This is a genomic window from Acidovorax sp. 93, from assembly GCF_003633835.1.
In the GTDB taxonomy this organism is placed as follows: domain Bacteria; phylum Pseudomonadota; class Gammaproteobacteria; order Burkholderiales; family Burkholderiaceae_C; genus Acidovorax; species Acidovorax facilis.
The window spans coordinates 4,282,062-4,306,022 of sequence record NZ_RBIT01000001.1; the positions used below are offsets into that span (position 1 = coordinate 4,282,062).

Annotated in this window: 27 protein-coding genes; 10 read left to right on the forward strand and 17 right to left on the reverse strand. The window is 65.4% G+C overall.

Annotated features, from left to right (window positions below; all coding sequences use genetic code 11):
* The first annotated feature begins 1 nt into the window (after nucleotide 1).
* Together C8C93_RS19525 and C8C93_RS19530 are read left to right on the forward strand one after the other, a co-directional pair.
* Complete coding sequence (locus C8C93_RS19525; protein ID WP_147433791.1) at nucleotides 2–910, forward strand: hypothetical protein; 909 nt, start codon at nucleotides 2–4, stop codon at nucleotides 908–910.
* 139 nt (nucleotides 911–1,049) lie between these two features.
* Nucleotides 1,050–1,472 (forward strand): hotdog fold thioesterase, encoded by a 423-nt coding sequence (locus C8C93_RS19530; RefSeq protein WP_055396185.1) that lies wholly within the window; start codon nucleotides 1,050–1,052, stop codon nucleotides 1,470–1,472.
* 197 nt (nucleotides 1,473–1,669) lie between these two features.
* Here C8C93_RS19530 and C8C93_RS19535 read toward each other — a convergent pair whose 3' ends face one another.
* Together C8C93_RS19535 and C8C93_RS19540 are read right to left on the reverse strand one after the other, a co-directional pair.
* Nucleotides 1,670–2,239, reverse strand: coding sequence for a cob(I)yrinic acid a,c-diamide adenosyltransferase (locus tag C8C93_RS19535; RefSeq protein ID WP_121421821.1), 570 nt, complete (start codon nucleotides 2,237–2,239; stop codon nucleotides 1,670–1,672).
* A gap of 238 nt (nucleotides 2,240–2,477) precedes the next feature.
* Nucleotides 2,478–2,918 carry a hypothetical protein gene (locus C8C93_RS19540; protein ID WP_121421820.1) on the reverse strand — a complete coding sequence of 147 codons (441 nt, stop codon included), beginning with the start codon at nucleotides 2,916–2,918 and terminating at the stop codon, nucleotides 2,478–2,480.
* A gap of 347 nt (nucleotides 2,919–3,265) precedes the next feature.
* Here C8C93_RS19540 and C8C93_RS19545 point away from each other — a divergent pair, with 347 nt between their 5' ends.
* Nucleotides 3,266–3,628 carry an EF-hand domain-containing protein gene (locus C8C93_RS19545; RefSeq protein WP_121507974.1) on the forward strand — a complete coding sequence of 121 codons (363 nt, stop codon included), beginning with the start codon at nucleotides 3,266–3,268 and terminating at the stop codon, nucleotides 3,626–3,628.
* A gap of 131 nt (nucleotides 3,629–3,759) precedes the next feature.
* Here the strand turns inward: C8C93_RS19545 and C8C93_RS19550 are convergent, their stop codons facing one another.
* The 10 genes from C8C93_RS19550 to C8C93_RS19595 form a co-directional block, all read right to left on the reverse strand.
* Nucleotides 3,760–4,563: an amino acid ABC transporter ATP-binding protein gene (locus tag C8C93_RS19550; protein WP_121507975.1), complete on the reverse strand. Its 804-nt coding sequence runs from the start codon at nucleotides 4,561–4,563 to the stop codon at nucleotides 3,760–3,762.
* Entirely contained in the window at nucleotides 4,547–5,200 is a 654-nt protein-coding gene (locus C8C93_RS19555) for an amino acid ABC transporter permease (protein WP_121507976.1), read from the reverse strand. Before C8C93_RS19555 ends, C8C93_RS19550 begins: the two co-directional genes overlap by 17 nt.
* A 6-nt stretch (nucleotides 5,201–5,206) precedes the next feature.
* On the reverse strand, nucleotides 5,207–5,881 hold the full coding sequence (locus C8C93_RS19560; RefSeq protein WP_121507977.1) for an amino acid ABC transporter permease: 675 nt from the start codon (nucleotides 5,879–5,881) through the stop codon (nucleotides 5,207–5,209).
* A gap of 68 nt (nucleotides 5,882–5,949) precedes the next feature.
* Complete coding sequence (locus tag C8C93_RS19565) at nucleotides 5,950–6,771, reverse strand: transporter substrate-binding domain-containing protein (RefSeq protein ID WP_121507978.1); 822 nt, start codon at nucleotides 6,769–6,771, stop codon at nucleotides 5,950–5,952.
* Nucleotides 6,768–7,565, reverse strand: a complete 798-nt coding sequence (locus C8C93_RS19570) for a GntR family transcriptional regulator (RefSeq protein ID WP_121507979.1) — start codon at nucleotides 7,563–7,565, stop codon at nucleotides 6,768–6,770. Before C8C93_RS19570 ends, C8C93_RS19565 begins: the two co-directional genes overlap by 4 nt.
* Before the next feature lie 207 nt (nucleotides 7,566–7,772).
* On the reverse strand, nucleotides 7,773–8,186 hold the full coding sequence (locus C8C93_RS19575; protein WP_233559516.1) for a DUF2752 domain-containing protein: 414 nt from the start codon (nucleotides 8,184–8,186) through the stop codon (nucleotides 7,773–7,775).
* 22 nt (nucleotides 8,187–8,208) lie between these two features.
* Nucleotides 8,209–8,781, reverse strand: coding sequence for a hypothetical protein (locus C8C93_RS19580; RefSeq protein ID WP_121507981.1), 573 nt, complete (start codon nucleotides 8,779–8,781; stop codon nucleotides 8,209–8,211).
* A 100-nt stretch (nucleotides 8,782–8,881) separates the two neighbouring features.
* Nucleotides 8,882–10,411, reverse strand: coding sequence for a carboxylesterase/lipase family protein (locus C8C93_RS19585; RefSeq protein ID WP_121507982.1), 1,530 nt, complete (start codon nucleotides 10,409–10,411; stop codon nucleotides 8,882–8,884).
* Nucleotides 10,408–11,406, reverse strand: coding sequence for a tripartite tricarboxylate transporter substrate binding protein (locus C8C93_RS19590; RefSeq protein WP_121507983.1), 999 nt, complete (start codon nucleotides 11,404–11,406; stop codon nucleotides 10,408–10,410). The genes C8C93_RS19585 and C8C93_RS19590 overlap by 4 nt, the downstream gene beginning before the upstream one ends.
* 67 nt (nucleotides 11,407–11,473) lie before the next feature.
* Nucleotides 11,474–12,160: a TetR/AcrR family transcriptional regulator gene (locus tag C8C93_RS19595; RefSeq protein WP_121507984.1), complete on the reverse strand. Its 687-nt coding sequence runs from the start codon at nucleotides 12,158–12,160 to the stop codon at nucleotides 11,474–11,476.
* 170 nt (nucleotides 12,161–12,330) lie between these two features.
* Here C8C93_RS19595 and C8C93_RS19600 point away from each other — a divergent pair, with 170 nt between their 5' ends.
* From C8C93_RS19600 to C8C93_RS19615, 4 genes are all read left to right on the forward strand, one after another.
* A complete protein-coding gene (locus C8C93_RS19600) occupies nucleotides 12,331–13,755 on the forward strand; it encodes an FAD-binding oxidoreductase (protein ID WP_121421812.1) in 1,425 nt (474 codons plus the stop codon).
* Between the two features lie 730 nt (nucleotides 13,756–14,485).
* The gene (locus C8C93_RS19605; protein WP_055396210.1) at nucleotides 14,486–15,145 is read left to right on the forward strand and encodes a class I SAM-dependent methyltransferase; all 660 of its coding nucleotides are present in this window, start codon (nucleotides 14,486–14,488) and stop codon (nucleotides 15,143–15,145) included.
* Nucleotides 15,146–15,329: 184 nt separating this feature from the next.
* Complete coding sequence (locus C8C93_RS19610) at nucleotides 15,330–15,887, forward strand: GNAT family N-acetyltransferase (protein WP_121507985.1); 558 nt, start codon at nucleotides 15,330–15,332, stop codon at nucleotides 15,885–15,887.
* 28 nt (nucleotides 15,888–15,915) lie between these two features.
* Nucleotides 15,916–16,665 (forward strand): hypothetical protein, encoded by a 750-nt coding sequence (locus C8C93_RS19615; protein WP_121507986.1) that lies wholly within the window; start codon nucleotides 15,916–15,918, stop codon nucleotides 16,663–16,665.
* A 185-nt stretch (nucleotides 16,666–16,850) separates the two neighbouring features.
* On the opposite strand, the gene C8C93_RS19620 is transcribed toward C8C93_RS19615, so the two are convergent.
* Both C8C93_RS19620 and C8C93_RS19625 read right to left on the reverse strand, forming a co-directional pair.
* A complete protein-coding gene (locus C8C93_RS19620) occupies nucleotides 16,851–17,195 on the reverse strand; it encodes an antibiotic biosynthesis monooxygenase (protein WP_121507987.1) in 345 nt (114 codons plus the stop codon).
* Nucleotides 17,192–17,536, reverse strand: a complete 345-nt coding sequence (locus tag C8C93_RS19625; RefSeq protein ID WP_010465174.1) for an NIPSNAP family protein — start codon at nucleotides 17,534–17,536, stop codon at nucleotides 17,192–17,194. The genes C8C93_RS19620 and C8C93_RS19625 overlap by 4 nt, the downstream gene beginning before the upstream one ends.
* Nucleotides 17,537–17,614: 78 nt before the next feature.
* Here C8C93_RS19625 and C8C93_RS19630 point away from each other — a divergent pair, with 78 nt between their 5' ends.
* From C8C93_RS19630 to C8C93_RS19640, 3 genes are all read left to right on the forward strand, one after another.
* On the forward strand, nucleotides 17,615–18,340 hold the full coding sequence (locus C8C93_RS19630) for a helix-turn-helix transcriptional regulator (RefSeq protein ID WP_121507988.1): 726 nt from the start codon (nucleotides 17,615–17,617) through the stop codon (nucleotides 18,338–18,340).
* Nucleotides 18,340–18,663, forward strand: coding sequence for a YnfA family protein (locus C8C93_RS19635; RefSeq protein WP_121507989.1), 324 nt, complete (start codon nucleotides 18,340–18,342; stop codon nucleotides 18,661–18,663). Before C8C93_RS19630 ends, C8C93_RS19635 begins: the two co-directional genes overlap by 1 nt.
* A gap of 139 nt (nucleotides 18,664–18,802) precedes the next feature.
* Complete coding sequence (locus tag C8C93_RS19640; protein ID WP_233559517.1) at nucleotides 18,803–20,890, forward strand: hypothetical protein; 2,088 nt, start codon at nucleotides 18,803–18,805, stop codon at nucleotides 20,888–20,890.
* A 52-nt stretch (nucleotides 20,891–20,942) separates the two neighbouring features.
* Here C8C93_RS19640 and C8C93_RS19645 read toward each other — a convergent pair whose 3' ends face one another.
* The 3 genes from C8C93_RS19645 to C8C93_RS19655 all read right to left on the reverse strand — a co-directional run bounded on the left by C8C93_RS19645 (nucleotide 20,943) and on the right by C8C93_RS19655 (nucleotide 23,736).
* A complete protein-coding gene (locus C8C93_RS19645) occupies nucleotides 20,943–22,529 on the reverse strand; it encodes an ABC transporter substrate-binding protein (RefSeq protein ID WP_121507990.1) in 1,587 nt (528 codons plus the stop codon).
* 159 nt (nucleotides 22,530–22,688) lie between these two features.
* Nucleotides 22,689–23,219, reverse strand: coding sequence for a BON domain-containing protein (locus tag C8C93_RS19650; protein WP_121507991.1), 531 nt, complete (start codon nucleotides 23,217–23,219; stop codon nucleotides 22,689–22,691).
* A gap of 34 nt (nucleotides 23,220–23,253) precedes the next feature.
* A complete protein-coding gene (locus C8C93_RS19655) occupies nucleotides 23,254–23,736 on the reverse strand; it encodes a GNAT family N-acetyltransferase (RefSeq protein ID WP_121507992.1) in 483 nt (160 codons plus the stop codon).
* Nucleotides 23,737–23,961: the final 225 nt, after the last annotated feature.

The window sequence follows — 23,961 nt, forward strand, 5'->3', positions numbered from 1 at the left end:
CATGCACAGCATCTATCCGCTGCGCATACTGCACAATGCCCCGGCCGAAGAGAGGGAGAAACTTCGGCTCCACACAAGCCTCTGTGGTGTGTCACCGCCGAGGCCACGACCATCTTCAGTGATCGATTGCATGAAAAATCTCGCATTGTTGACCTTGCCTCGGATGATTGGGGCCGCCCTGGTGGCGTGCAGCTTTCAGGCGTATGCGCAGACTCCCATTGACGTAAAAATCCTGGGCGTGACTTTTATCGAGGCCCCTCCTGGCAGAGACAAAAATCTGGTTCCGTTTGCTGCCACCGGCGACATGGAAAAGGTGGAGGTCAACGCTATTGCCACCACGCGCTCCGGTCTTTTCACCGAGTGGACGAACTCGTTCTTTGACAAAGGCGACGTGCGAGTGACGGCGGTGTTCCCCGACAAAAACACCCAGAGCCTGGGTCAGGCGGACATCGCCAGCTTTCCGAAATTTTCAACCGACGCTCGCTCACGCAGCTTCGCACTGACCCTCAACCGGCTGCCCGACAAGGCGGTGACCGGACTGATCTTCGAAGGGACGGTCCCCCTCAGCGTGGCCAAGCGGACCACAAAAACGGCCCAGGCTTTCGACCCGGACCGCCCAGGCCCCATCAAGCTGGGCGGGGTAGACATCAAGCAGTTCAAGGTGGAGGGAAAGAGCGTCCAGTTCCAGGGCAATGACACGCTGCTGCGCATCAAGACACTGTCCTTCAAGCTCTCCTCCGGCCAAGTGGTGCAAGCCGAGCGCGGCGCATGGGCGCGTATGAACAACGAACACCAGCAAACGTGGAATATCGACACAGCCTTTACCCGCGGCGAACTGCAGGCCGAGCTGTACGAAGACATGGAGACCGTGCGCCAACCCGTGCGTTTTGTCATCGGCCGCCCCTGGTAACGCCGCTTGCGTAGTGAGCGCACTGACAGAGGGCATACAGCAAAGCTGAGAGCGTACATAGGAAGCTCCACCTGCTCACCGCGGGCCATAGGCACAATCGCGGCTCGTACTGACCCGGCTCTGACGCCCGTTGAACACCATGCCCATCTGGAAAAAACCCATCGACCTGGCCCTGCTGGAGGCCGCCAACCGCAACACCGCCGTAGAGCACCTGGGCATTGAATTTGTCGAGGTGGGTGACGATTTTCTGCGTGCACGGGTGCCCGTGGACCACCGCACCGTGCAACCCTTTCGCCTGCTGCACGGCGGGGTCAGCGTGGTGCTGGCCGAGTCGCTGGGCTCCACCGGCGCCTACTACACCCTGCCCGAGGGCTACCGCGCCGTGGGCCTGGACATCAACGCCAACCACCTGCGCTCTGCCACCAGCGGCTGGGTGACCGGGACGGCACGGCCCGTGCACATTGGCCGCACCACGCATGTGTGGCACATCGATATGCACAACGAAGCGGGTGAGCTGACCTGCGTGTCGCGGCTGACGATGGCGATCCTGGCACCGAGATAAGGTACATCCCCCTGAGGCACTGCGTGCCTTCCCCCTTCTCTCGAATCGCAGGCGCGATTCGGGAAGGGGGACGCAGCCCTCGCTGCGGGGCGGCCCTTGCTCGGCTGCCCTGGCCTGGCGCGCGCCAGTTGCAAAAGGCAGTGAAAATATGAGGAAAATTGGCCGCTACCGCACGACCATCAAGCGCAAGCAGCTATCTATTCAGTAGCATTCTGTTGCGCCAGACGCTCGCTTTTCCAGTACACGTCATCGCCACCGTCCATGCGGTTGAGCACGCGGGCGAGCACGAACATCAGGTCGGACAGGCGGTTGAGGTACTGCCGGGGTGCGTCGTTGATGGCCTCTTCGTTGCCCAGCGCCACCACCACACGCTCCGCGCGGCGCGCCACGGTGCGGCAGACATGGGCTTGCGCGGCGGCGCGGGTGCCTGCGGGAAGGATGAACTCCTGCAACCGGGGCAGCGCCGCGTTGTGGTGGGCCAACGCCTCATCGAGCGCCAGCACCGCCTCGGCCTTGAGCAGTTCGTAGCCGGGAATCGACAGCTCGCCCCCCAGGTTGAACAGCTGGTGCTGTACCTCGACAAGCAGCTCGCGCACATCGGCGGGAACGCGCTCGCACAGCAGCAGGCCGATGTGGGAGTTGAGTTCGTCCACGTCGCCCAGAGCATGGATGCGCAGGCTGTTTTTGGAAACGCGTTGGTTGTTGCCCAGTCCGGTGGTACCGGCGTCGCCGGTGCGCGTGGCGATCTGTGTGAGTCGGTTGCCCATGGGGTGCCTCGGTAAGGTGGAGCGCAGGTGGCAGGGGCGCCGCATGCGGTGGAAGAATTCGCAGATTCTCCGCCACCCAGGTCCACTGCGGTGAGAGGGGGCCTACCACCCTGCTCTCCGCACAAGAAGCCACATTGCGATGTGGCTTCACCGTGCCACGCGCTGCCCAGACAGACCAACGCCCCTGCCATCACATGCAGGGGCGTTGGTTCGAACCCGTTGGCTACGCACGGCCCGATCAGTGGGTCATGGGGGTGCGGTTGAGCTTGTCAATGTCAGCGGTGGATACGCCCGTGTTCGTGGGCTGCAGGGTGTTCCAGGCGTTCGCATGGTAGGTGTCCCACTCCTTGCGCGACACCATCCCGTCGCCATTGCTGTCCATCAAGCGTGCATTGACACGCGTCTGTGCGGTGGCTGCGGCCTTGCCGCCTGCTGCACTGGGGTTGATTTCGGCCACAGGGGCGGCACGGCCGTCACCCGCGGTGGGGTTGGCGGGTGCTGCGCTGCTCTGGCTGCTGCGCATGTCCACCTTGTTCTGGGCATTGGCAGCCGCAGCGCCGCCCGATGCGGTGGGGTTGACTTCTGCAGGCGGACGCGCGGTGACATTGGCGGGGGCTTGTGCCAAGGCGGCGGTGCACGCCAGTGTGGCCAGGGCGGCGAGGATGGTTTGCTTTTGCATGAAAGGCTCCTTCGATAAAACACCAGAACAAGCGAATTGCTTGGATTCATTGTTTTGGCGCGCACGCCCGTCGCTTGTAGGACGTACACGGGCCTGCCGGTCATCCTGCGCTCAAGTGCCACCGTGGGGCATGCCGCCCCAAGCCTCTCTCTCCGATGCCAGGGCTGCAGGCAACCTGCGAGCTACTTCTGGCTACATCCACCCGCAAAAACTACATGTGCCGGTACTGCCGGGTTACACCACGCTGGGAAATGTTGACCTGGGCAACAGCAGGCAAGAGTGCTGGCCTTCACCACCGTGCTGCGGTGCAATGCAACCCTGTTCAACTTCGAAGGAGCTTAGCTTCCATGAAAGCACTGCAACGACGCACCTATTCGTTCGACACGCGCAGCGTGATGCTTTTCGCCGCCATTTCCCTGGGCGGCGCGGGCGCATTGCAAGCACAGACCACTTCGGCATCCCCCCAGCCCGCCCCAGCCAGTAAAACGGCACCCCAGGCGGACTCCAAATATTCGTATGGCCCCGGCACCGGCAACCCATCGAGGGCGGCCATCACGGCATTCAACCGCGCAGACCTCGACAAGGACGGCCAGCTGACCGAGAAAGAAGCGACCCAGCTGCCGGCCATCAGCCAGCGCTTCAAGGAACTGGACAAGGACCAGAGCGGCGCACTGTCACCCTCAGAATTCGAGAAGGGCCTTCTGTCCTGATTTTTTTGTGAGGCGCCTGGACCTGGCACGGTACCAGCCTCCGGGTGGCCTCTGGGAAGTAGCGGGCCATTGGGGCCTGCGGACCCGCCTGCCCTGGAACTCTCCAGACCGCAGGCGGGCTTTGTTTTGGGTCAGTCGTGCAGCGACGACAGGAACTGCTGCAGCTCCGGCGTCTGCGGGTTGCCAAACAGCTCGGCGGGCGCACCTGTTTCATGCACACGGCCCTGGTGCATGAAGATCACGCGGTCACTCACCTTGCGGGCAAACGCCATCTCGTGTGTGACCATCATCAGTGTCATGCCTTCAAGTGCCAGCGACTCCACCACGCGCAGCACCTCGCCCACGAGTTCCGGGTCCAGCGCCGAGGTGATTTCGTCGCACAGCAGCACCTGCGGCTCCATGGCCAGCGCGCGCGCAATGGCCACGCGCTGCTGCTGCCCGCCCGAGAGCTGATCGGGCATGGCGTCAAACTTTTCGGCCAGACCCACACGTTCGAGCAGCTTGCGCGCCTGCGCTTCTGCCGTCTTGGCATCCCGTGCCTTCACCAGCGTGGGGGCCAGCATGATGTTGCGGCCCACGCTCAGGTGCGGGAACAGGTTGAAGCTCTGAAAGATCATGCCCACCTGCTGGCGCAACTCCCGCATCGCAGTGGGGCTGTCGTGCATGAGCTTCTTGCCGTTGACGCTCAGAGCGCCTTCCTGAAAAACCTCCAGCCCGTTCACGCAGCGCAGCAGCGTGCTCTTGCCCGAGCCACTTTTTCCGATGATGGCAATCACCTCGCCCTTTTGCACTTTGAGGTCGATGCCTTTGAGCACCTCGTTGGTGCCGTAAGACTTGCGCAGGGCCGTGATGTCCACGATGGGTGGATCGCTCACCACGATGCCATCATGGGCGGGAGTGGGGGTAGCCGTGGTGGCTTCAGCGGCGGTTGCCATGGAGTTTCCTTTCAAGCGATTGCGCCACCAGGCTTACCGGAAAGCACAAAACAAAATACAGCAGGGCGACACAGGCGTAGACGAGGAAGGGCTGGTAGGTGGCGTTGGAGATCATGCTGCCCGCCTTGGTCAGCTCGACAAAACCAATCACCGAAGCCAGCGCCGTACCCTTGATCACCTGCACCAGAAAACCCACCGTGGGCGGCACCGCAATGCGCAGCGCCTGCGGCAGCACCACATGGCGCAGCTGCTCGCCAAAGTTGAGTGCCAGGCTCTGCGCGGCCTCCCACTGGCCCTTGGGGATGGAGGCCACACAGCCGCGCCAGATCTCGGTGAGGTAGGCGCTGGTGTAGAGCGTCAGCGCCACGGCCGCGGCCGTCCATGGTGAGGTCTTGATGCCAAAAAGCGCAATGCCGAAATACGCCAGGAACAGCTGCATGAGCAGCGGCGTGCCCTGGAACACCTGCACATAGGCACCGATCAAACGCTCGGAGCCACGCACCTTGGACAGGCGCAGCACCAGCAGCAGCAGGCCCACCAGGCCGCCACCGATGAAGGCGATGAGGGACAGGGATACCGTCCAGCGCGCTGCCAGCAGCAGGTTGCGCAGGATGTCCCACAGAGAGAACTCGACCATGGCGGCTTACCTCCCGACCAAGAAACGTGCGCCCACCCACATCAGCAGGCGGCGGGTGAGCATGGACAGCACCAGGTACACGGCAGTGGCCAGGATGAAGGCCTCGAAAGCGCGGAAGGTGTTGCTGGAGATCAGGTTGGCGGCGTAGCTCAGCTCGGGCGTGGAGATCTGCCCGCACACGGCCGAGCCCAGCATCACGATGATGATCTGGCTGACCATGGCGGGCCACACCTTTTGCAGCGCGGGCGGCAGCACCACGCGCCGGAAGGTCTGGCCCGGCGTCAGCGCCAGACTGTGCGCGGCTTCCATCTGGCCGCGTGGCGTGGCCTCGATGCCTGCGCGGATGATCTCGGCGGAATACGCGCCCAGGTTGATCACCATGGCCAGCACCGAGGCAAACTCGGGCGAGAGCTTGAGCCCCAGCGCGGGCAGCCCGAAGAACAGGAAAAACAGCTGCACGATGAAAGGCGTGTTGCGCACCAGCTCCACATAGCTGGCCACGGCCCAGCGCAGCGCAGTGGGCCGGTGGCCCAGGTTGCGCGCACGCGCCCAGGCGCAGACCGTGCCCAGCAGCAGGCCCAGCACGGTGCCCACAATGGTGAGGCCGATGGTCCAGGCCACGCCACGCACCAGCAAAGGCCACGACGCGAGGACGGCAGAAAAATCGAGCGCAATCAGCATGCTTGTGCCCTGCGCCGCTTGTCGCGCCGCAGGCCCTTGGGTTTCAGCAATTCATCCTGTACGCAGCATCACAGGGGCAGATCGCCCGCAGGGCGGCCCAGCCACTTGCTGGACATCTTGTCGATGTCGCCGGATTTGCGCGCCTCGGCAATGATTTCGTTCACACGCAGGCGCAGCTTGTCCTCGCCCTTGGCCACGCCGATGAAGTTGGGGCTGTCTTTCAGCAGCAGCTTGTATTCGGTCTGCAGATTGGGGTTCTTGACCATGATGGTGCCCGCCGTGGAGGCGCTGGTGGCAATCGCCTGCGTCTGGCCCGACACGAAGGCCGAGATGCTGGCGGCATGGTCTTCAAAGCGTTTCACGTCCACGCCGGGGGGGGCGACCTTGGCCAGTTCCTGGTCTTCCATGGCGCCACGCGTCACGGCCACGCTCTTGCCCGCGAGGTCGGCAAAACTCTTGATGTTCAGGCTCTTGCTGGCAAACACGGCCTGGAAGAACGGCGCATAGGCCGCAGTGAAGTCGATCACCTTTTCGCGCTCGGGGTTCTTGCCCAGCGTGGAGATGACGAGGTCGGCCTTCTGCGTTTGCAGGTACGGGATGCGGTTGGCGCTGGTCACGGGGATCAGCTCGACCTTCACGCCCAGCTTGGTGGCGATGTAATTGGCCATCTCGACATCCAGGCCCTGGGGCTTGAGGTCCGTGCCGACAAAGCCGTAGGGCGGGTAGTCGGTGGGAATGGCAATCTTGATTTCCTTGGCCTTGAGGATGTTGTCCAGCGCGTTCTGCGCGTGGGCGGCAGGCGCCATCAGGGCGGCAGACAGGCCTGCGGCGGCGAACACGCCCAGGGTCAGGCGGCGGGTGGACGAGGTGACGGTGCGGACGGTGGTCATAGCAGGGCTCCTAGGTAGGTGGATGCGTCGGCAGGCGCGTCTGGGTCAGACGCTGGGGGGGTGGAACTCTTGGGGGCAGCGCGGGGCTTGCGCGCGCGGGCTGGTGGGGTGGCTTGTGCAGGGCTCTTGCGCACCGGCGCCAGTGCGTCGCGCAGCCCCGCCAGGGGGTCGCTGCTGGCCTGCAGGCGCAGGGCCGACTGCACCGTGCCGATGTGTTCGGACATCAGCGCTTCGGCGCGGGCAATGTCGCCTGCCTCCAGCGCCTCGACGATGCGCACGTGGTCGGCGCAGCTCTGCGCCGCATCGTGCGACGACTGGTAGAGCATGGCGATGAGCGTGGTGCGCGCCGTGAAGTCGCGCAGCGTGTCGGCCAGCAGGCTGTTGCCCAGGCATTCGGCCAGGCACACGTGGAAGTCGCCCAATAGAAAACTGCGCATGCCCACATCAGTGCCCGCCAGCGCGGCCTTTTCGCGCTGCAGATGGCTTTTGAGCTGGCGCAACGCGGCCTTGTCCACCACCTTGAGCTGGTGCAGCAAGCCCAGTTCGATCACGCGGCGCGCCTCGAAGGCCTCGCGCGCTTCGTCTTGCGAAGGCTCGATCACGTACCAGCCGCGCCGGGCGCTGACGGTGACGATGCCCCGCGTGGCCAGCCGCGTGAGCGCCTCGCGCACGATGGTGCGACTGCAGTCGAACAGCATGGCCAGTTGCTGCTCGCCCAGGCGGGAGCCGGGCGCGAGTTTTTGCGCCATCACGGCTTCGATGATGCGGTTGCTGATCTCGGTGGCGGTGGTCATTGCCTGCGGTTACGCAGGTTCCGTGCCAACTGGTATACAAGCAGAATGCACCAGTCTGGCGCACGGATGCTGTGCACCGGGCGGTTCCCTGGCACCACGGATACGCCACTTTGCAAGCAAGTGGTGCGTGCACATCACAAGCGGTGCACGCGCGTGCCCGAAAAGCTGGAAGGGAATAGAGAGAGAGAAAGAAGGCTGCGCACCCGGCTACGCGAGCCCCGCGAGGCGCAGCAGCCAGGGCAGCAGCAATCCGCCGCCCACCGCCACCAGCACTGCCGGATGCCACCACGGCCAGCGCACCGTGCGGCGGTGGCCCAGCGTGCCTTCCACCACCGCCTGGCCCGCCAGCAGCACCAGCCACACCAGCAACAGCACCGCGCCCGGGTTGGCGGCCCAGGCGGCCGCCCAATCGCCCTGGACCAGGGCCGCACACGCATGTGTGCCGCCACACAGCGGGCAGGGCATGCCCGTCAGCGCGCGGAACCCGCAGCCCAGGCCCAGCCCGCCCTGCCCCAGCCACCAGGGCGTGGCGGCCATGGCCAGCGGCCAGCCCAGGCCGAACGCCAGCCGCAGCCGCCGAGCGTTCCCGTCCAGCGGCTGCCAGGCGGGCGATCTGGTCACCGGCACCACTACAGGGCCGGGGTCAGAGGGGAGGGAGCGCCACCGGTTCATCGCCCACCAGCTGGCGCGCCATGTAGTAGGAGCCGATGGTGGACAGCGGCAGCGTCAGCAACGCGCCCACCCCGCAGAGCAAAAAGCCCAGCGAACCCACGATGCCCAGCACCAGCGAGCAAAAGAACGCCGAGCCCAGGTTCTTCGTCACGATGCTCCAGGCCTGATTGAAGGCAGCCACACCATCGCGCTCGCCGCGCGCCACGAGGAACAGCGCCACCGGGGGCAGCGCCATGACCAGCAGGCCGGGGATGAAACACAGCATGAAGCCCAGCGACACCACCAGCGAGCTGATGAGCCCGGCCACGAACGCGGGCACAAAGTCGTCAAAACCCCGGAAGATGTCGCCGATCTGCACCGCCTCACCGCGCGTCTCGCGATCGATCATGCGCATATAGCCCACCACCATGGGCCCGGCCAGCAGGCCCGCGCTGATGCTGGCCACCACCATCACCAGCAAGGTGCACACCACATGGGTGATGGCGTTGTTCTTGAAGATGCCCCAGGCACCCGACAGGCAATCCCCCACATTGGCTGAAGCCATGGCAACCCCCTCTGTTTGAAGTCGTCAGAAAGACGCCAAACCAGTGTAGCGAGCCACCGCTCCGGCATCTACCTCTGCAGCCACCTCGGCGGCTACTTTGTTAAAGAAAACCGTCCCACAGCGAGAGCCGCACAGGCTCCGGGTGGGGCGCATACGCAGGCGACGCCACATCGAACCGCTGAACCAGCGGTTGCGCGCCCGCGTACGGCGCCCATCCGGGGTCGCCCCTTTGTGCAAACGCCACCCAGCCCTGGTGCATGGTCGCAGCCAGCGCGGTGGGTGGCCTGGGCCCTGTCAGTTCCTGCCCCGTGGTGGTGTGGAGGTTGCCGAACACAAACGGCAGCTCTACCCCATGCGCCGCCCCCAGGCGCCCTCGCCACTGCGGCGAAGGCCAGGCGAATTCGTAGGCATGGGCGCTGCGGGCCCAGCGGCTGGCCAGCGCTGCAATGCGCTGGGCGGGCACGCGGTAGTAAAAGTCGGACTGCAGGGCACACAGCAGCTCGCCGGGCGTTGGGTGGGTGGGCGGCAATGTGGCGCGCAGGGCCTGCACCGCGTCCGCGCCCAAACCCACCTCCTGCGCAAAAGCCAGCACCTGCGCCTCGGTCACGCGGTCCATCGCGCCGCCCGGCATGTGGTACAGGCGCATCTCCTCGGCATTGCAACCCACCAGCACCTGCAAGTCTGGCGGGTGCGCCGCCCACTGCTGCGCCAGCGCCTGCAGCGGCGGCGCAACAAGCACCTGCCCGTCCACCACGGGCCGCAGGGGAAAGAAGTTGCGGATGCCCAGGCCGTGTTGCTGCCGCAGGGCCGGGTCTGCCGCGAGGCGGTGCACCGCGTGCAGCACGGCAGGCCGGGCTGCCACACCCAGCGCAGCCAGGGAGGGCGCCACCCCCACCAGCGCAGCCACGGCGCGGCGTGCAGCGGCGGCCTCTTGCAGCGTCTGGCAGGCCACGCTCGGGCTCTGCAAGATGGCGCGCTGCAACAGCCCACGCGATGCGGGCATGCCCAGCACACAGGCCAGTGCGCCCGCACCGGCCGACTGGCCGAACACCGTGACCTGCGCCGGGTCGCCGCCCCAGGCGGAGATGTGCTCGCGCACCCATTGCAGCGCGGCCAACAAGTCCAGCAGGCCGCGATTGGCGGGCGCTGCGCCGCCTCGCGAACCAGCCTCGTCCTCGTCCTCGAAATGCAGGAAACCGTCGATGCCCAAGCGGTACTGCAGCGACACAAACACCACGCCCTGCCGGGCAAATGAAGCGCCGTCGTACAGCGGCTCGCTGGCCGCGCCGCGAAAGAACCCGCCGCCATGCACCCACACCATCACGGGCAGGCGGGCGCCGGGCTCGGCAGGCGGGGCCCATACGTTCACGGCCAGGCAGTCCTCGCCCCCCAGCATGGGCGCATCCGCACGCGCCGTGCGGGGCAGCTGCGGTGCCATCGGAGCAAACCCGGTGGCATCGCGCACGCCAGGCCACGGTAGCGTTGACACCGGGGCCGCAAAGCGCAAAATGCCGCGCGGCGCCTGGGCATACCGCACACCCCGGAACACGCGCACGCCCTGCTCCCACAGGCCGCGCAGCTGCCCGCCATGGGGCAGCGTGACCAGCGGCGCCGCTGTGCTCGCACTCATTCCGTGGCCAGGCCCAGCTTGTCGATCAGCGGGCGCCACACGGCCGCATCGCGGGCCGCCCAGGTGCGGGCATCGCCGGGTGTGGAAGTGGTCAGTGTGACGTTCATGGCTTCCAGGCGGGACTTGTACTGCGCATCACCACCACGGCATTTTTCGGTGACGGCATTGAGCCGGTTCAGCAGCTCGGGCGAGGTGCCTGCCTTGGCCACCACCGCAATCCATGCAGGCCGCGCCAAGTCGCTGGCGGCGGGCAGGGCCTCGGCGATGGTGGGCACATCGGGCAGCAGCGCTGAGCGCTGGGCACCGAACAGCGCCAGCGGCACCAGCTTGCCCGCCTTGACCTGCGCCGCCGCCGTGCCAATCACCAACGTCATCGCATGGATCTGCTGGCCCATGAGCGCAGTCAGGCCCGCGCCCTCACCCACAAAGGGCACATGGGTGCCGGGCACCCCCAGCTTGTCCACCAGCGCCGAGGTGAGCAGGTGCGCAGGGCTGCCTTTGCCCGGTGAGCCAAAGTTGATCCCGCCGGGCGTGGACCGCGCCAGCTTCTGCAGGTCAGCCAGGCTGGCGATGCCCATGCCGGGCGGCACGGCCAGCACCAGGGGCGATGTGCCCAGCACGGCCACACCGTCAAAGTCGTGTTGCGGGTCATACGGCGGCTGCTTGTAGACATAGGGCGTGATCGTCATCTGCGACATGCCGATGCTCAGCAGGCTGTAGCCGTCGGCCGGCTGGGACTTGAGGTAGTTGATGGCCAGGATGCCGTTGGCCCCGGGCTTGTTCTGCACCACCACGGGCTGGCCCAGCTCGCGCGCAGCGCAGTCGGCCCACACGCGCGTCATCGCGTCCGAGCCGCTGCCGGGCGGTTGCTGGGCTATGAGCTGGATGGGCTTGGTCGGATAGCCGCCCGGCTGCTGCGCCAGGGCGCCACCGGCCAGGCAAGCGAGTGCGGCGAGCGCGAGGAGGCGCGGAGCGCGCATGGAAGCCGAAGTCATGGTGTGTCTCCTGGTGATGTTTTAAGCGAGGGATGCCTGATCGGCGCGGCGTGCAGGCAAAGACGGGTCAGCGGCGGCGCGTGCGCACCTTCGCGGGCGTGGCCGCAGAGGCTGCTGCGGCCTCGCACCGGTTGGCGATCCAGTCGGCCAGGCAGGCCAGCTGCGCCTGCTGGACGGCATCGGGCGCTGATGGCTGTGCGGGCGCAAACAGCTGCAGCATCCCCAGCCCGCGCAACGACGACAGCACCAAGCCCAGCAGGCCATCGCGGTCGGGTTCTGCCGCCAGCTCGGGGAAGGCCGTGAAGAAGCCTTCGTGCATGCGCGCCTGCACACTCTGGCGCAGCTCGGCGATGTGGCCCAGCACCTCGGGCTGGTTGCGGCAGCCCAGGTAGATGTTCCAGGCCACGATGAAGCGCGGCTGCGCATAGACCAGGCTCCACACCGCCTGCACAAACTTCGCGGCCCGTTCGCGCGCGGGCAGCGCGGGGCTGGGCCAGAGTTCGCCCGAACGCACGGTGGACTCGATCAGCTCGCTCAGCACATTCATCATCAGCACCGCCTTCGACTCGAAGTGGTGCTGCACTGCGCCCGAGGTCATGCCCGCCGACTTGGCCAGCTCGTGGATGGACATCTCCTCCAGGCTGCGGTGCTGGATCACGTCGATGGCCGTGGCAATCAGGTGCTGGCGGGTGGCGGCGCTGCGCTCGGCATGGGTGCGGCGCACCCCGGCCTTGGGGGAAACACGGTGGTTCATGGCGCTTTCACAATATACATTTCGAACGTAATGTATTTATGCTGCCGTGGACCAGCAAGCCCGTGAATACCCGCATCCCCGCACAGGCCCAAGTTGGATCACCCAGAACCCTTGCACGGGGCCGAACCTAGAATGCTTCTCACTGACCGCACCCACCGGAGACACACACCATGAACGCCCCCACCGCTGCCGCCCACCTGCTGCCCGAAATCAAGCTGCGCGACGTGCCCCAGGCCCTCATCGATGCGCTGCAGGCCCGCTTTGCCGCGCAGTGCTCGCTGGCCCAGGCCGTGCGCGAGCAGCACGGGCGCGACGAGGGCTCGTTGCAGGCCCCACCGCCCAGCGCCGTGGTGTTTGCCGAAAGCACGCAGGATGTGGCCGATGCGGTGAAGCTGGCCAGCCAGTACGAAGTGCCTGTGATCCCTTACGGCGCCGGCTCGTCGCTCGAAGGCCACCTGCTGGCCGTGCAGGGCGGCATCAGCATCGACGTGAGCCGCATGAACCAGGTGCTGAGCATCAATGCCGAAGACCTCACGGTGACCGTGCAGCCCGGCATCACGCGCAAAGCACTGAACGATGCGATCAAGGACACAGGCCTGTTTTTCCCCATCGACCCCGGCGCCGACGCCAGCATTGGCGGCATGGCCGCCACCCGCGCCAGCGGCACCAACGCCGTGCGCTACGGCACCATGCGCGAGAACGTGCTGGCGCTGGAGGTGGTGACCGCCAGCGGCGAGGTCATCCACACCGGCACGCGCGCCAAAAAGAGCAGCGCGGGCTACGACCTCACGCGCCTACTGGTGGGCAGCGAAGGCACGCTGGGCATCATGACGCAGATCACCGTGCGCCTGTACCCCCTGCCCGAGGCCGTGAGCGCGGCCATCTGCTCGTTCCCGAGCATCGAGGCCGCCGTGCGCACCACCATCCAGACCATCCAGCTGGGTGTGCCCATCGCCCGCGTGGAACTGATCGACCACCACACCGTGCGCATGGTGAACGCGCACAGCAAGCTCAATCTGCGCGAAGAACCCATGCTGCTCATGGAGTTCCACGGCTCGCCCGCCAGCGTGAAAGAACAGGCCGAGATGGTGCAGGACATCGCCAGCGAATTCGGCGGCCAGGCCTTCGAATGGGCCAGCACGCCCGAAGAACGCACCCGCCTGTGGACCGCCCGGCACAACGCCTACTTCGCCGCCGTGCAAAGCCGCCCCGGCTGCCGCGCCATCAGCACCGACACCTGCGTGCCCATCAGCCGCTTGGCCGACTGCCTGCTCGAATCGGTGGACGAAGTCGAAGCCAGCGGCATCCCCTACTTCCTCGTCGGCCACGTGGGCGACGGCAACTTCCACTTCGGCTACCTCATCGACCCCAACAGCGCCGAAGAACGCACCAAGGCCGAAGCCATGAACCACACGCTGGTGGCCCGCGCCCTCAGCATGGGCGGCACCTGCACCGGTGAGCATGGCGTGGGCATCCACAAGATGGGCTTTTTGCTGGACGAGACCGGCACGGGCGCGGTGGACATGATGCGCGCCATCAAGCGGGCACTGGACCCGAAGAACATCCTGAACCCGGGGAAAATTTTTGCGCTGTGAGTGGGCCGCCTCGTGAACGGGCTCGCTGACTGGCGCGGCTCGGATTGGAGGTTTTTTGGCACCTGGCGCTTGTCTGACAAGCGCGAAAAGCTATTGTTTTTATAGCATTTTGGTGCACGGCTCGCTTTCACGCCGCTCGATCTGTCCCAGCGCTCCGCCCCGCTCCCATCGGTTGCTGGAAGCGGCACGCTCGAACCGTGCAGCGTTGGTTGGCCGCATGAAGGGCTTGCGCGCCGCTGTGCTGGTCGGTATCGGTTTCTCGGCGGCTGTCGGCGCGTTGGCACTGTGGGGTCCTGCCGCCTGGATGGGCTTCGACCACCTACCTGTGGCCCGGCATCCAAACGGCTGCACTCCTTGTCCACATCACTCCCACTGCGATGGTGTACTGGCTCGTGCCCGAGGGCGGGGCCTCGGCCTACCTCCTGCACGTACTGACCGGAGCTTTCGTCTCGTGGGCCGTGCTCTTTGCGCTTGCGGCGTTTGCAATTCGGCGTGACGCCAGGGCGCTCCTCATGCGCAGATCACAGGCTCATAGAATGCGGCAATGATCAAGTACTCCTTCCCAGCTGCGCCGGTGACTTACAGGGCTCTAGCAAACACCCCCGCAGTCCTGGCCAATGAGTTGATCGACTACCAGGCATGCCCGTTGTGCGAGAGCAAAGCCTTTCGTCCGCTGCGCAGTGCGGACTGTTCCCACCACCCTCGCTACAGCCAAGAACTCTCTCGCACCATGCATTGGAGCCAATGCGCGGCGTGCCAGCATGTTTTTCGCAGCGGCTACTACACCGAAGCAGCGCTGAATATCGTTTTCCGTGGCACCAACGAATCCCAGGTGGTGGGCTATGACCTGGAGCGGCAGCGCTATGTGTCTGCGCAGATGATTGAGAAAGTGCTGCCCTACCAGACCGGCGGCACGTGGCTGGACGTGGGGTTTGGCAATGCATCGCTTCTGTTCACGGCGCACGAGTACGGCTTCGAGCCTGTGGGCCTGGACCTGCGTCCGCAATCGGTGGAAGAGTTGCGCCGATGGGGCGTGGCAGCCCATTGCCAGGATGTCAAAGGGTTCGAGCTGTCTCGCCCCGCCAGTGTGATCAGCATGGCAGATGTGCTGGAGCACATGCCGTATCCCAAGGTGGGCCTGCATGCCGCCCACCGACTGTTGCAACCGGGGGGCGTGCTGCTGATCTCCATGCCCAACTCGGGCTCCATGGTCTGGAAGGCACTGGATGCCGGCAATGCGAACCCGTACTGGGGTGAAATCGAGCACTATCACAACTTCGACCGCGACCGCCTGTATGCACTGCTGGCCGAATGTGGCTTCAAGCCCGTGCGCTATGGCATCAGCCAGCGGTACCGCGTCTGTATGGAAGTGATTGCGGTGAAAGCCTAGGCAGGCGGTACACACAACGCACGCCCACGGTCGGCATGGCCCACGGAAGTCCTGACCAACTTTCCCCTGCGCGAAGCATGCCGCAGGGCGTGTACCGACTGTGATGCGATGGCCATTGGACACGCAGGAGGGGCCAGAATGCGCGGCTCGTCCTGTTGCAGACGCTTCCTGGTGAGAAAACCATATGCAGGCCCCCCATCCCACAAAACACCGCTTTCGTATTGAACTTGTCGCCGAACACCAGCATGCATTACTGGTCGACCTGCTGTGCGAACTGCACGCCTTCTACAACCAAGGCGCCACACCCCCTCGGCAGGTGGTGATGGAGCATCTTCACCAGAACCTCTTGGCGCCCGGCTCCGCCCAGCGTTTGCTGGTGGCTTCGCGCAGCGATGGCGTTGTGGTGGGCCTGGCGGCCTTCTCGCTGGTGTATTCGTTGGTCGAATTTGCAGAGGACCAGCGCAGACACTGCCAGCTCAAAGAGTTGTATGTAAGTTCGGCCGCAAGAAGCCAGGGTGCGGGCCGGGCGCTCATGCACGGGCTCGCCCGACATGCCATGGAACACGGCTGCCGCCGCATCGACTGGCCTGTGAAGGCTTCAAACGCCCGGGGAATCCTGTTCTACGAAAGCCTGGGTGCCGAGCGCGTGGCCGAACGGCTGAGCTACCGGCTCACGGAGCCCGCACTGGGCCGGCTGGTACTCGAAAGTGGATGTGCCGACGTGCGGTCTGCGCAGAGCTAAGCTGCACTGAACATCGGAGACCTCCACCTTGTTTCGCTCTTTCGTACTCCTGCTGTCCCTGCTGGGCAGCGCCGCCTTCGGCGGGTTGCTGCTGGTATCGCTGCTGCAACCTACCTGGATTGAACACGGTGCGCGCGAGCTGATCCGCCAGCAGATCGAGCATAAGACGGGCGAAAAGCTCCGTGCCCTGGACGAACGCTTTCTGAGCGCCCAGGCGTGGGTCTTCTTGCGCGGCAAGGAACAGGAGATCGACGCCGCTCGCAAGGCGCTGTCTGCGGGCCTGCCCGCCCGGGTCGCGGCCATTGCGGCCGAGATGGGGATTCCGGCGTGCGAGTGCCGCAAACGGCGGCAACAACGGCTGGAACTGCAGATTGGCACCGCACAGCAGATGCAGGCCCAGCTCGATGCGCTGATCCGCAGCGCCTACATGGACACGGCCGAAAAGCTGTTGCGCGAATTGCGCATCTTCAGCGGTGCCAATGCCCTGGCATTCGCCCTGCTGGGCCTGGCAGCATGGCGGCGACCCCACGGCGCCGGTGGGGTATCGCTGGTGCCGGCCACCGCCACCCTCCTTCTGGCCACACTGGCAAGCAGCGCCATCTACCTTTGGGGCCAGAACTGGCTGCACACCGTCGTGTTCGGCAGCTACGTGGGCTGGGCGCAGCTGGCATACATCGCGCTGGTGTATGCGTGGCTGTGCGATCTGCTATTGAACCGGGCGCGGATCAGCCTGCACCTGTGCCAGGGCAGCATGAGCGGCGCTGTGTCCCCTTGCTGAAGGCTTGCCCCTCCTGCGGATCTCTCCCGTCTCCGCATCCGCCGCCGATGGGCTCTGACCCGGCAGCAAATCTGGGTGGCAGCCCCCTTTCTCCTGCGCTGGTGCAGACCACCACAGTTCGAAACGCGGCCATGGCGAGGCTTGCCCGGCAGTACGGCCGTCGTAGCCGGGAGCGCAGGCTCCCGTCAGGTGTGCACTGATCGTGAATCTGCGGGAGCCTGATTGCGGTCGTGCATGCCGTAGTCGCGCACCACCGCGGCAACGCGCAGGCGGTAGTTGTCGAAGATCCGCTCGCGGCCTGCTTTCTGCGTGGCGCGGTGGGCTTCCATCTGGCGCCATTGCGCCACCGCTTCCTCGTCACGCCAGAACGAAAGCGACAGCAGTTTGCCGGGAGCACTGAGGCTCTCGAACCGTTCGATGGAGATAAACCCGTCGATCTGCTCCAGCAAAGGCCGCAACGCAGCGGCAGAGCCCAGATAAGCGTCCTGCTGGCCCGGAGCGGGCTGTACCTCGAAAATGACGGCCATCATGCACTGATCTCCAGTGGGTGTGCGGGCAGGTCCAGCGTGCCTTCCACGCCCTGCGTGAACGTGCGCTCCTCGCGCAGGATGAAGCGCTTTTCCTGCGCCATGGCGAAGTTGGCACGGCCTTCGGGGTCGGAGCGCAGGCGGGCGCGGTAGGCCTCGTAGGCAGCCAGCGACTCAAAGCCGATGAGCCCCCAGGCCTCGTAGTTGCTGCCCTCGTGCGGCAGAAAATAGCCGATCAGGTGGCCCCCGCAGCGCGGGATGATCTGGCCCCAGCGGCGCGCGTATTCGGCAAACAGCTCGCGCTGGAAGGGGTCGATGTCGTAGCGGATAAAGCAGGTGATCATGGTGTTCAGAAGTCGTTGGTGGACAGGGCTTCACGATAGGCGGTTGACGTCCTTTGATGGTTCGCCCAAGATCGAACCATGAAAGATGGCCCCCACATCGCGCGCATTGCCGCGCTCATTGGCGACAGCGCGCGCGCCGAAGTCCTCACGGCCCTGATGGCCGACCGCGCACTCACGGCCACCGAACTGGCGGCGGTGGCAGGCGTGACCAAGCAGACCATCAGTGCCCACCTGGCCAAGCTGCTCGATGCGGGCCTGCTGACCGTCGAGCACCAGGGCCGCCACCGCTACTTCCGGCTGGCCGATCGCGATGTGGCGCACCTGCTGGAATCGCTCATGAACGTGGCCTTCCGCGCCGGTGCCGTGCGCCTGCGCGCAAGCCCCCGGGAGCCCGCGTTGCGCCGCGCACGCATGTGCTACGACCACCTGGCCGGCGAAGTGGGCGTGCAGTTCTACGAAGCCCTGGTGCGCCAGGGGCTGCTGCAGGCCACGCCCCAGGGTGCAGCGGTGACGCCCGCAGGCGCGCGGTGGTTTGCCCAGGTGGACATTGACACCACGGCACTGGCGCAACAGCGGCGCATGCTGTGCCGCCCTTGCCTGGACTGGAGCGAGCGCCGCCACCATCTGGGCGGCGCGCTGGGCGCTGCGTTGCTGCAACGCCTGTTCGACGGCGGATGGGCGCACCGGGCACAGGGCTCGCGCGTCGTGCACTTCACCGCCAAGGGCGAACTGGCGCTGCGCCAGTGGCTGGCAACCAGCCCAGAAGCACCACCATCCACCGCCCTTCGCGGCCCCGAACAATGATGAAGACCTTGCTGCTCTTCATCGCCACCGCCCTGGCTGAAATCGTGGGTTGCTACCTGCCCTGGCTGTGGCTCAAACAGGGCAAGCCGATGTGGCTGCTGATCCCTGCAGCGCTGAGCCTCGCCCTGTTCGCGTGGCTGCTCACGCTGCATGACACCGCAGGCGCGGGGCGCGTGTATGCGGCCTATGGCGGGGTTTATATCGGCGCGGCGCTGGCATGGCTGTGGATAGTCGATGGCATTCGGCCCACCGTCTGGGATACGGCGGGCGTACTGGTAGCGCTGGCGGGCATGGCGATCATCATGCTGCAGCCCGCGCGCTAACGCCCGCGCACTCTGCGTGCCCGCAGTGCTCGGTGCTCACAGCTGGCACGCGCGTCACTGCAACTCCTGGTAACAACCTCCACATTTGCTACATCGGTGTTTTATAAGCAGTGATCTCTCAACTTTCACAAGACTGTCCATGCGCATTTCGACCGAGAAGGTTTCCTCTGCCCTCACTCGCCGCCACTTTGCCCTGTGGATGACGGCCTCTGGTTTGTCGGCCTGCGGCGGTGGCGGGGGAGAGGGCGCCCCCGCGCCAGCCCCACCGCCCGGTCCCGCGCCGGGGCCAGCCTCGCTCAGTTTGATGGCGGGCGGCCTAGGTGGCATCGGGTTCCTCGGCGGTAAGGACACGCAAGCCCGCCTGCCCCAGGAAATCATTGGACTGACCTTCAGCACCCAGGGTGACATGTGGTTTGTGGGCAGGGGAAGCGACACCCAGCGGATCGGACACGTCTCCGCCCAGGGCACCATGACGTACGGCTCCGCCTTCACCCAACACGCCATATCGGGGGTGGTGGACGCGAGCGGACGCTACTTGGTCGCGCTGTTCTTTGGTCCGGTACAGGTCGTCTGCGCGTGGGAAGGCGACACGCTGCAGGTTGTGGCGGGTAGGAGCCGAGCCCCCGGCGAGCCAGACGTAATGCAAGACGGGAAAGGCGCAACAGCCCAGATCTGCCGATTCGACTCCCCCGTTCTGGGCGGAGACGGGCTGGTGTACTTCCTCGACAGGCCCTTCGTTGCTGCGCACCGGACGCTGCGCGCACTGGCACCGGACGGTACGGTGACTTCCCTGCTTGCAGTGCCCGACGGTAGCCGCCTGCTCGTGTCTCCCACCGGGGCCATCCGCATGTTCATTGATGCTCAGAGCCGCGTGGAATGGGCCGAACTGGCCAACACGGCGCCAGGCGTTTATGCATGGAACGTCCTGCCCAGCAGCTGGCCCAGCGGCAGCGCCGTGCCCTTGGCGCCCGTCAAAGGCAGCGCCGACAGGTACTGGGGTTACGACGCTGCCGCCAGAACCGTGGCGCATTACGCGCTGGACGGTACGCGGCAGAACGCGCGGGAGCTTCCGGGCGAACTGGACGTGGCTGCCCCCAACCCCGCCACTGGCCACCTCGCGCTGCGTATTCGCCGCGACCTCGGCGCGCCCAACTCTTGGCAGTACCCCGCAGAGCTGTACCTGCTGGATCCGTCCCAGGCGCCCACGGCGCCGCTGTCGGCGTGGGTCGGGCTGCCGGACCAGTTGGGCCATGCGGATGGCGTGGGTGACGCTGCCCGCTTTGACTTCACCGGAGGCGCCCACGCCGTCTCTGAAGGGTCTGGGCCGCTGTTCGTGGCAGTGGGCGCGGGCACGACCTACGGCGGCGCTGCACCGCCCGTGCGCACCGTGGCGCCGTCCGGCCAAGTGGCCTCCACCGCATTGCCCTACCGGCGCACCGGCCTGCTGGCCATCGCCTACGGCTATCTTTTGACTTACGACCGCTCCACCAATACGGTGCTACGCACGCCCAAGAACGGTAGCGGCACGGTGTGGGAACCGTGGGTGCAAAGCAGCGTTTTTGCGGGGTATGGGGGGCTGCAGGTGCTTCGACCGGACACCACGGGCTTGCTGTGGTTTGCCACCCGCACGCTGCCCGAGGGCGATGGCAGCTACCCGCCCGGCGAGGGCACGTCACTCATCGGGACCATCAGCGCCACCGGTCAGGTGCAGGTGCTGTTGGGTGACCCGCAGCAGGTCTACTCCGCGGCCAACTATCCGCCGCTGGCCCAGCGCCCCTGGTACCTGGACATCACCGATATCGCCTTCGAGGGCACGGCGTCCCCCGTGTCGTGGGTGCTGTGCAACCGCACGGTGTTGACCCCACAAGGCCAGTTCGAGCGTTATGCGCCCGAACTGGTACGGCTGGAAGGTGCCACACGCCAGGCGTTTGCGCTGCCCGGGTTGGACATCCACCGGCGCGAGTTGATGCCCTACCAGCAGCTGTGCGTACTGCCCAGTCGGCCGGGCCAGGTGTTCCTGTCCGGCCCCTGCGGCGTGTACCGCTGGACCGTTGCCAAGGGCTTGGAGCTGGTGGCCGGGCAGGCCGATCCGACGCCCGGCGGCGTGCGCCCAGGCTCCTTGCCCGCCAGCCTGAACCTGGTGAAATTCATCAGCCCAGGCCCGGATGCCAACAGCCTGTACGTGGGCAGCGAAAACAGCGTGCTGCGGCTGAATCTGCCAGCGTAAGTGCGCCGCGAAAGGCCGTCCGTCAACGGACGGCCTTTCGCCCCCCTGCCCGTCAGTTCACCTTGATCAAGCGCCAGTCAATCCGGTTGTCCGGCCGCTGCACCAGCTCCACGTTTTTCTTCATCGCCCAGGCCAGCATCTGGTTGTGCAGGGGGATGTGTGCCACGGTGTCGTTCTGCAGCTGCAGGCCTTCGGTGAGCAAGCGGTTTCGCACGGGCAGGTCGGTTTCGGTCTTCACACGGTCGACGATGTAGTCCATGCGTTCATTGGTGTAGCGGCCCAGGTTGTAGTTGCCGTCGCCGCCCGTGGTCTTGGTGCGGACGAGTGATTGCAGGGTGTACAGCGCATCGAAGGTGGGCACGCCCCAGCTGAGCAGCGCAATGCTGGCCTCGTGCCGCTGTGCCATGGGGTAATAGGTGACCGCTGGCAGCGTGCGCAGCTTGGCCTTCACGCCGATGCGCGACCACATGGAGGTGATCGCCTGGCACAGCTCTTCGTCCTGCACGATGGCGTTGTTGCTGCAGGCAAAGTCCACCTCGAAGCCGTCTTTGTAGCCTGCCTCGGCCAGCAAGGCCTTCGCGGCATTGGCGTCAAAGGGCAGGCGCTTATCCACGGCTTCCGTCCAGCCATTGACCAGCGGCGACACGATGGCTCCGGTGGGTTTGGACATGCCGCGCATGGTCACGCGCTGCAGCGTGGCGCTGTCGATGGCCTGGTAGAGCGCCTTGCGCACGCGCAGGTCCTTGAGCGGGTTCTTGCCCTTGATGTTGCTGCCCACCAGCTCGTCACGGAACTGGTCCATGGCGAGGTACACGGTGCGGTTCTCCACCATCTCCATGACCTTGAGGGCGGGGTTGGCCTTGATGCGGGCCAGATCCTGGATGCTGGTGTCGCGCACCATGTCTACCTCGCCCGACAGCAGCGCGGCGATGCGCGTGGCTTCGGACTTGATGGGGGTGTAGGTGATCTCCGTGACGTTGCCTTCGGCCTTGCCTGCATTCCACCAGTGGGGGTTGGAAGCAAACACGATCTTCTGGTCGGGCACCCATTCCTTGAGCACGAAGGGCCCGGTGCCCATGGCATTGCGGTGCGAATAGGTTTCGTCCTTGGCCTTGATGTCCTTGGGCTCGACCGAGTTGTTCTTCTCGGCCCAGGCCTTGCTCATCACGCGCAGCTCGGTGAGCTGGTTCAGTATCACCGGGTTGGGGTTCTTCAGGAAGATGTCGATGGTCTCGCCGTCCACCTTGGCGATGCGGTCCATGCCCTGGGTGTAAATGGAGTACGTGGAGGTCTTGCTCATCGCGCGCTGCAGCGAATAGACCACGTCATCGGCCGTCATGGCCGAGCCGTCGCTGAACTTCACCCCCTGTCGCAGCTTCACGCGCAGCTGCGTGGGGCTGACCTGCTGCCACGAGGTGGCCAGCAGCGGCTCGACCTTGAGCGTGCGGCTGTTGAACATCACCAGCGACTCATACACAGCCGCATGGATGCCATTGCCCAGGGCGCTGTTTTGCGAATGGATGTCCATGGTCTGGATGTCGCTGGAGCCTGCCCACTTGAACGGTTTTGCCGACGCGGTGGGAGCAACGGTTGCCAGGGCCAGGGTAGCGGCCGCAAGCAGGGAACGCTTGAATTGCATGGCGAAATTTCCTTGATGAAATAGGAGAAACGGCAATATGCAGCAGGAAACAGGCCAGCCCAAGCCCCCACGCGCCATGTGTGGCACCGGCGATGCAAGCCCCGTGTCGGGGCCGATTGCGCGCCGGGTGCGGCTGGGATAAAAGGGCCGGTGCACCGGCTACGGCACTGACCGCACCGGGTAGCGCACGCCATCGCGCTCAACGCCCACCTGCAGCAAGTTGATCACCCCCATCACGTCGTCCACGAGCCACACGGCTTTCTCCAGCGCCTCGGCCTGCGCCTGCGACTGCACACAACCCATCAGTGTCACCAGCCGCCGCTCGCCCAGAACCCACACACTGGTGTCGTCAAAACGCCCATCCTGCTGGATGTAGCGCTGCACGCGCGGAATGATCTCGGCGTCGTACAGGTAGGAGTTGGGCAACCGGCAGCGCCCCACACGGTGGCAGCTGCCGCCGTGCTGCGAGCGCACATGGGCCAGCTCGCGGACCTCGGCCTCGGTGTAGAGCGGGCCTTCGGGCACGGGGCAAGCCGGGATGGCGCTGGTGACCTGCACAAAGGGGTCGTTGAAGGCATTGGTGCGCGGGGCGGGGTTGCCAGCCACCTGGGCAGTGGTCAGGAATGGGGCCATGGCGACGGCCACCAACAACGCGATGACGAACCGGCGGAACACACAAACACGGCGCATGAATCGTTCCTTCCTGAAGATGGTCACAGCGCGGCTACAGCACGATCTGGTACCGCGCAAACTCTCTGCTGCCTTTGCGCACACAGTCGTTCAGGGTAAAACCAAAGCCCTCATACAGCCTTCGCAGCGGTTGCCGGTCGGCCACGCAGTCCAGCCGCAGATAGCGCAGGCCCAGGCTGCGTGCGTGCTGGCACCCAAATGCCAGCAGTGCCATAGATACCCCCTGCCCCGCCCAAGCACGCCGCACGGCCAGCTTGTGCAAGAACGCGGAGGTGCCCGGTTCAGCGTCCGGCCAGAAGACTGGGTCTTCGCGCTGTAAGCGCACCACACCAACTACCGCTTCGCTCGCTTTGGCGACCACATACAACCCGCCATCCACATCACGCTGCACGCTGTCATCTGTGAAATCAGACACGAGCCAGAGCGGAATTTTTTGATCGACCAACCACTGCGCGGCCTCGCGCAACACGGCAGCAATGGCAACGGCGTCTGACGGGCGGGCGATTTCGGTGCGCATACAAAAGCGGTGTTGGCCTGCAGACAGGGAGAAGCTGCACAAGATGATGGGACGAGGCGTTGATAGCGCTGACGGAATGAATCACGCCCAGCGCAATTGCTCACATATTTATAGCTGCTAGCACTCATCATATAAGCGCTAGAAGCCATTTTTATTCAAATTTTAGTCATGAAGCGTCGTCACGCAATCCCCAGCCCGCGCCCCGGCTTTGGCCCGCCGCCTACG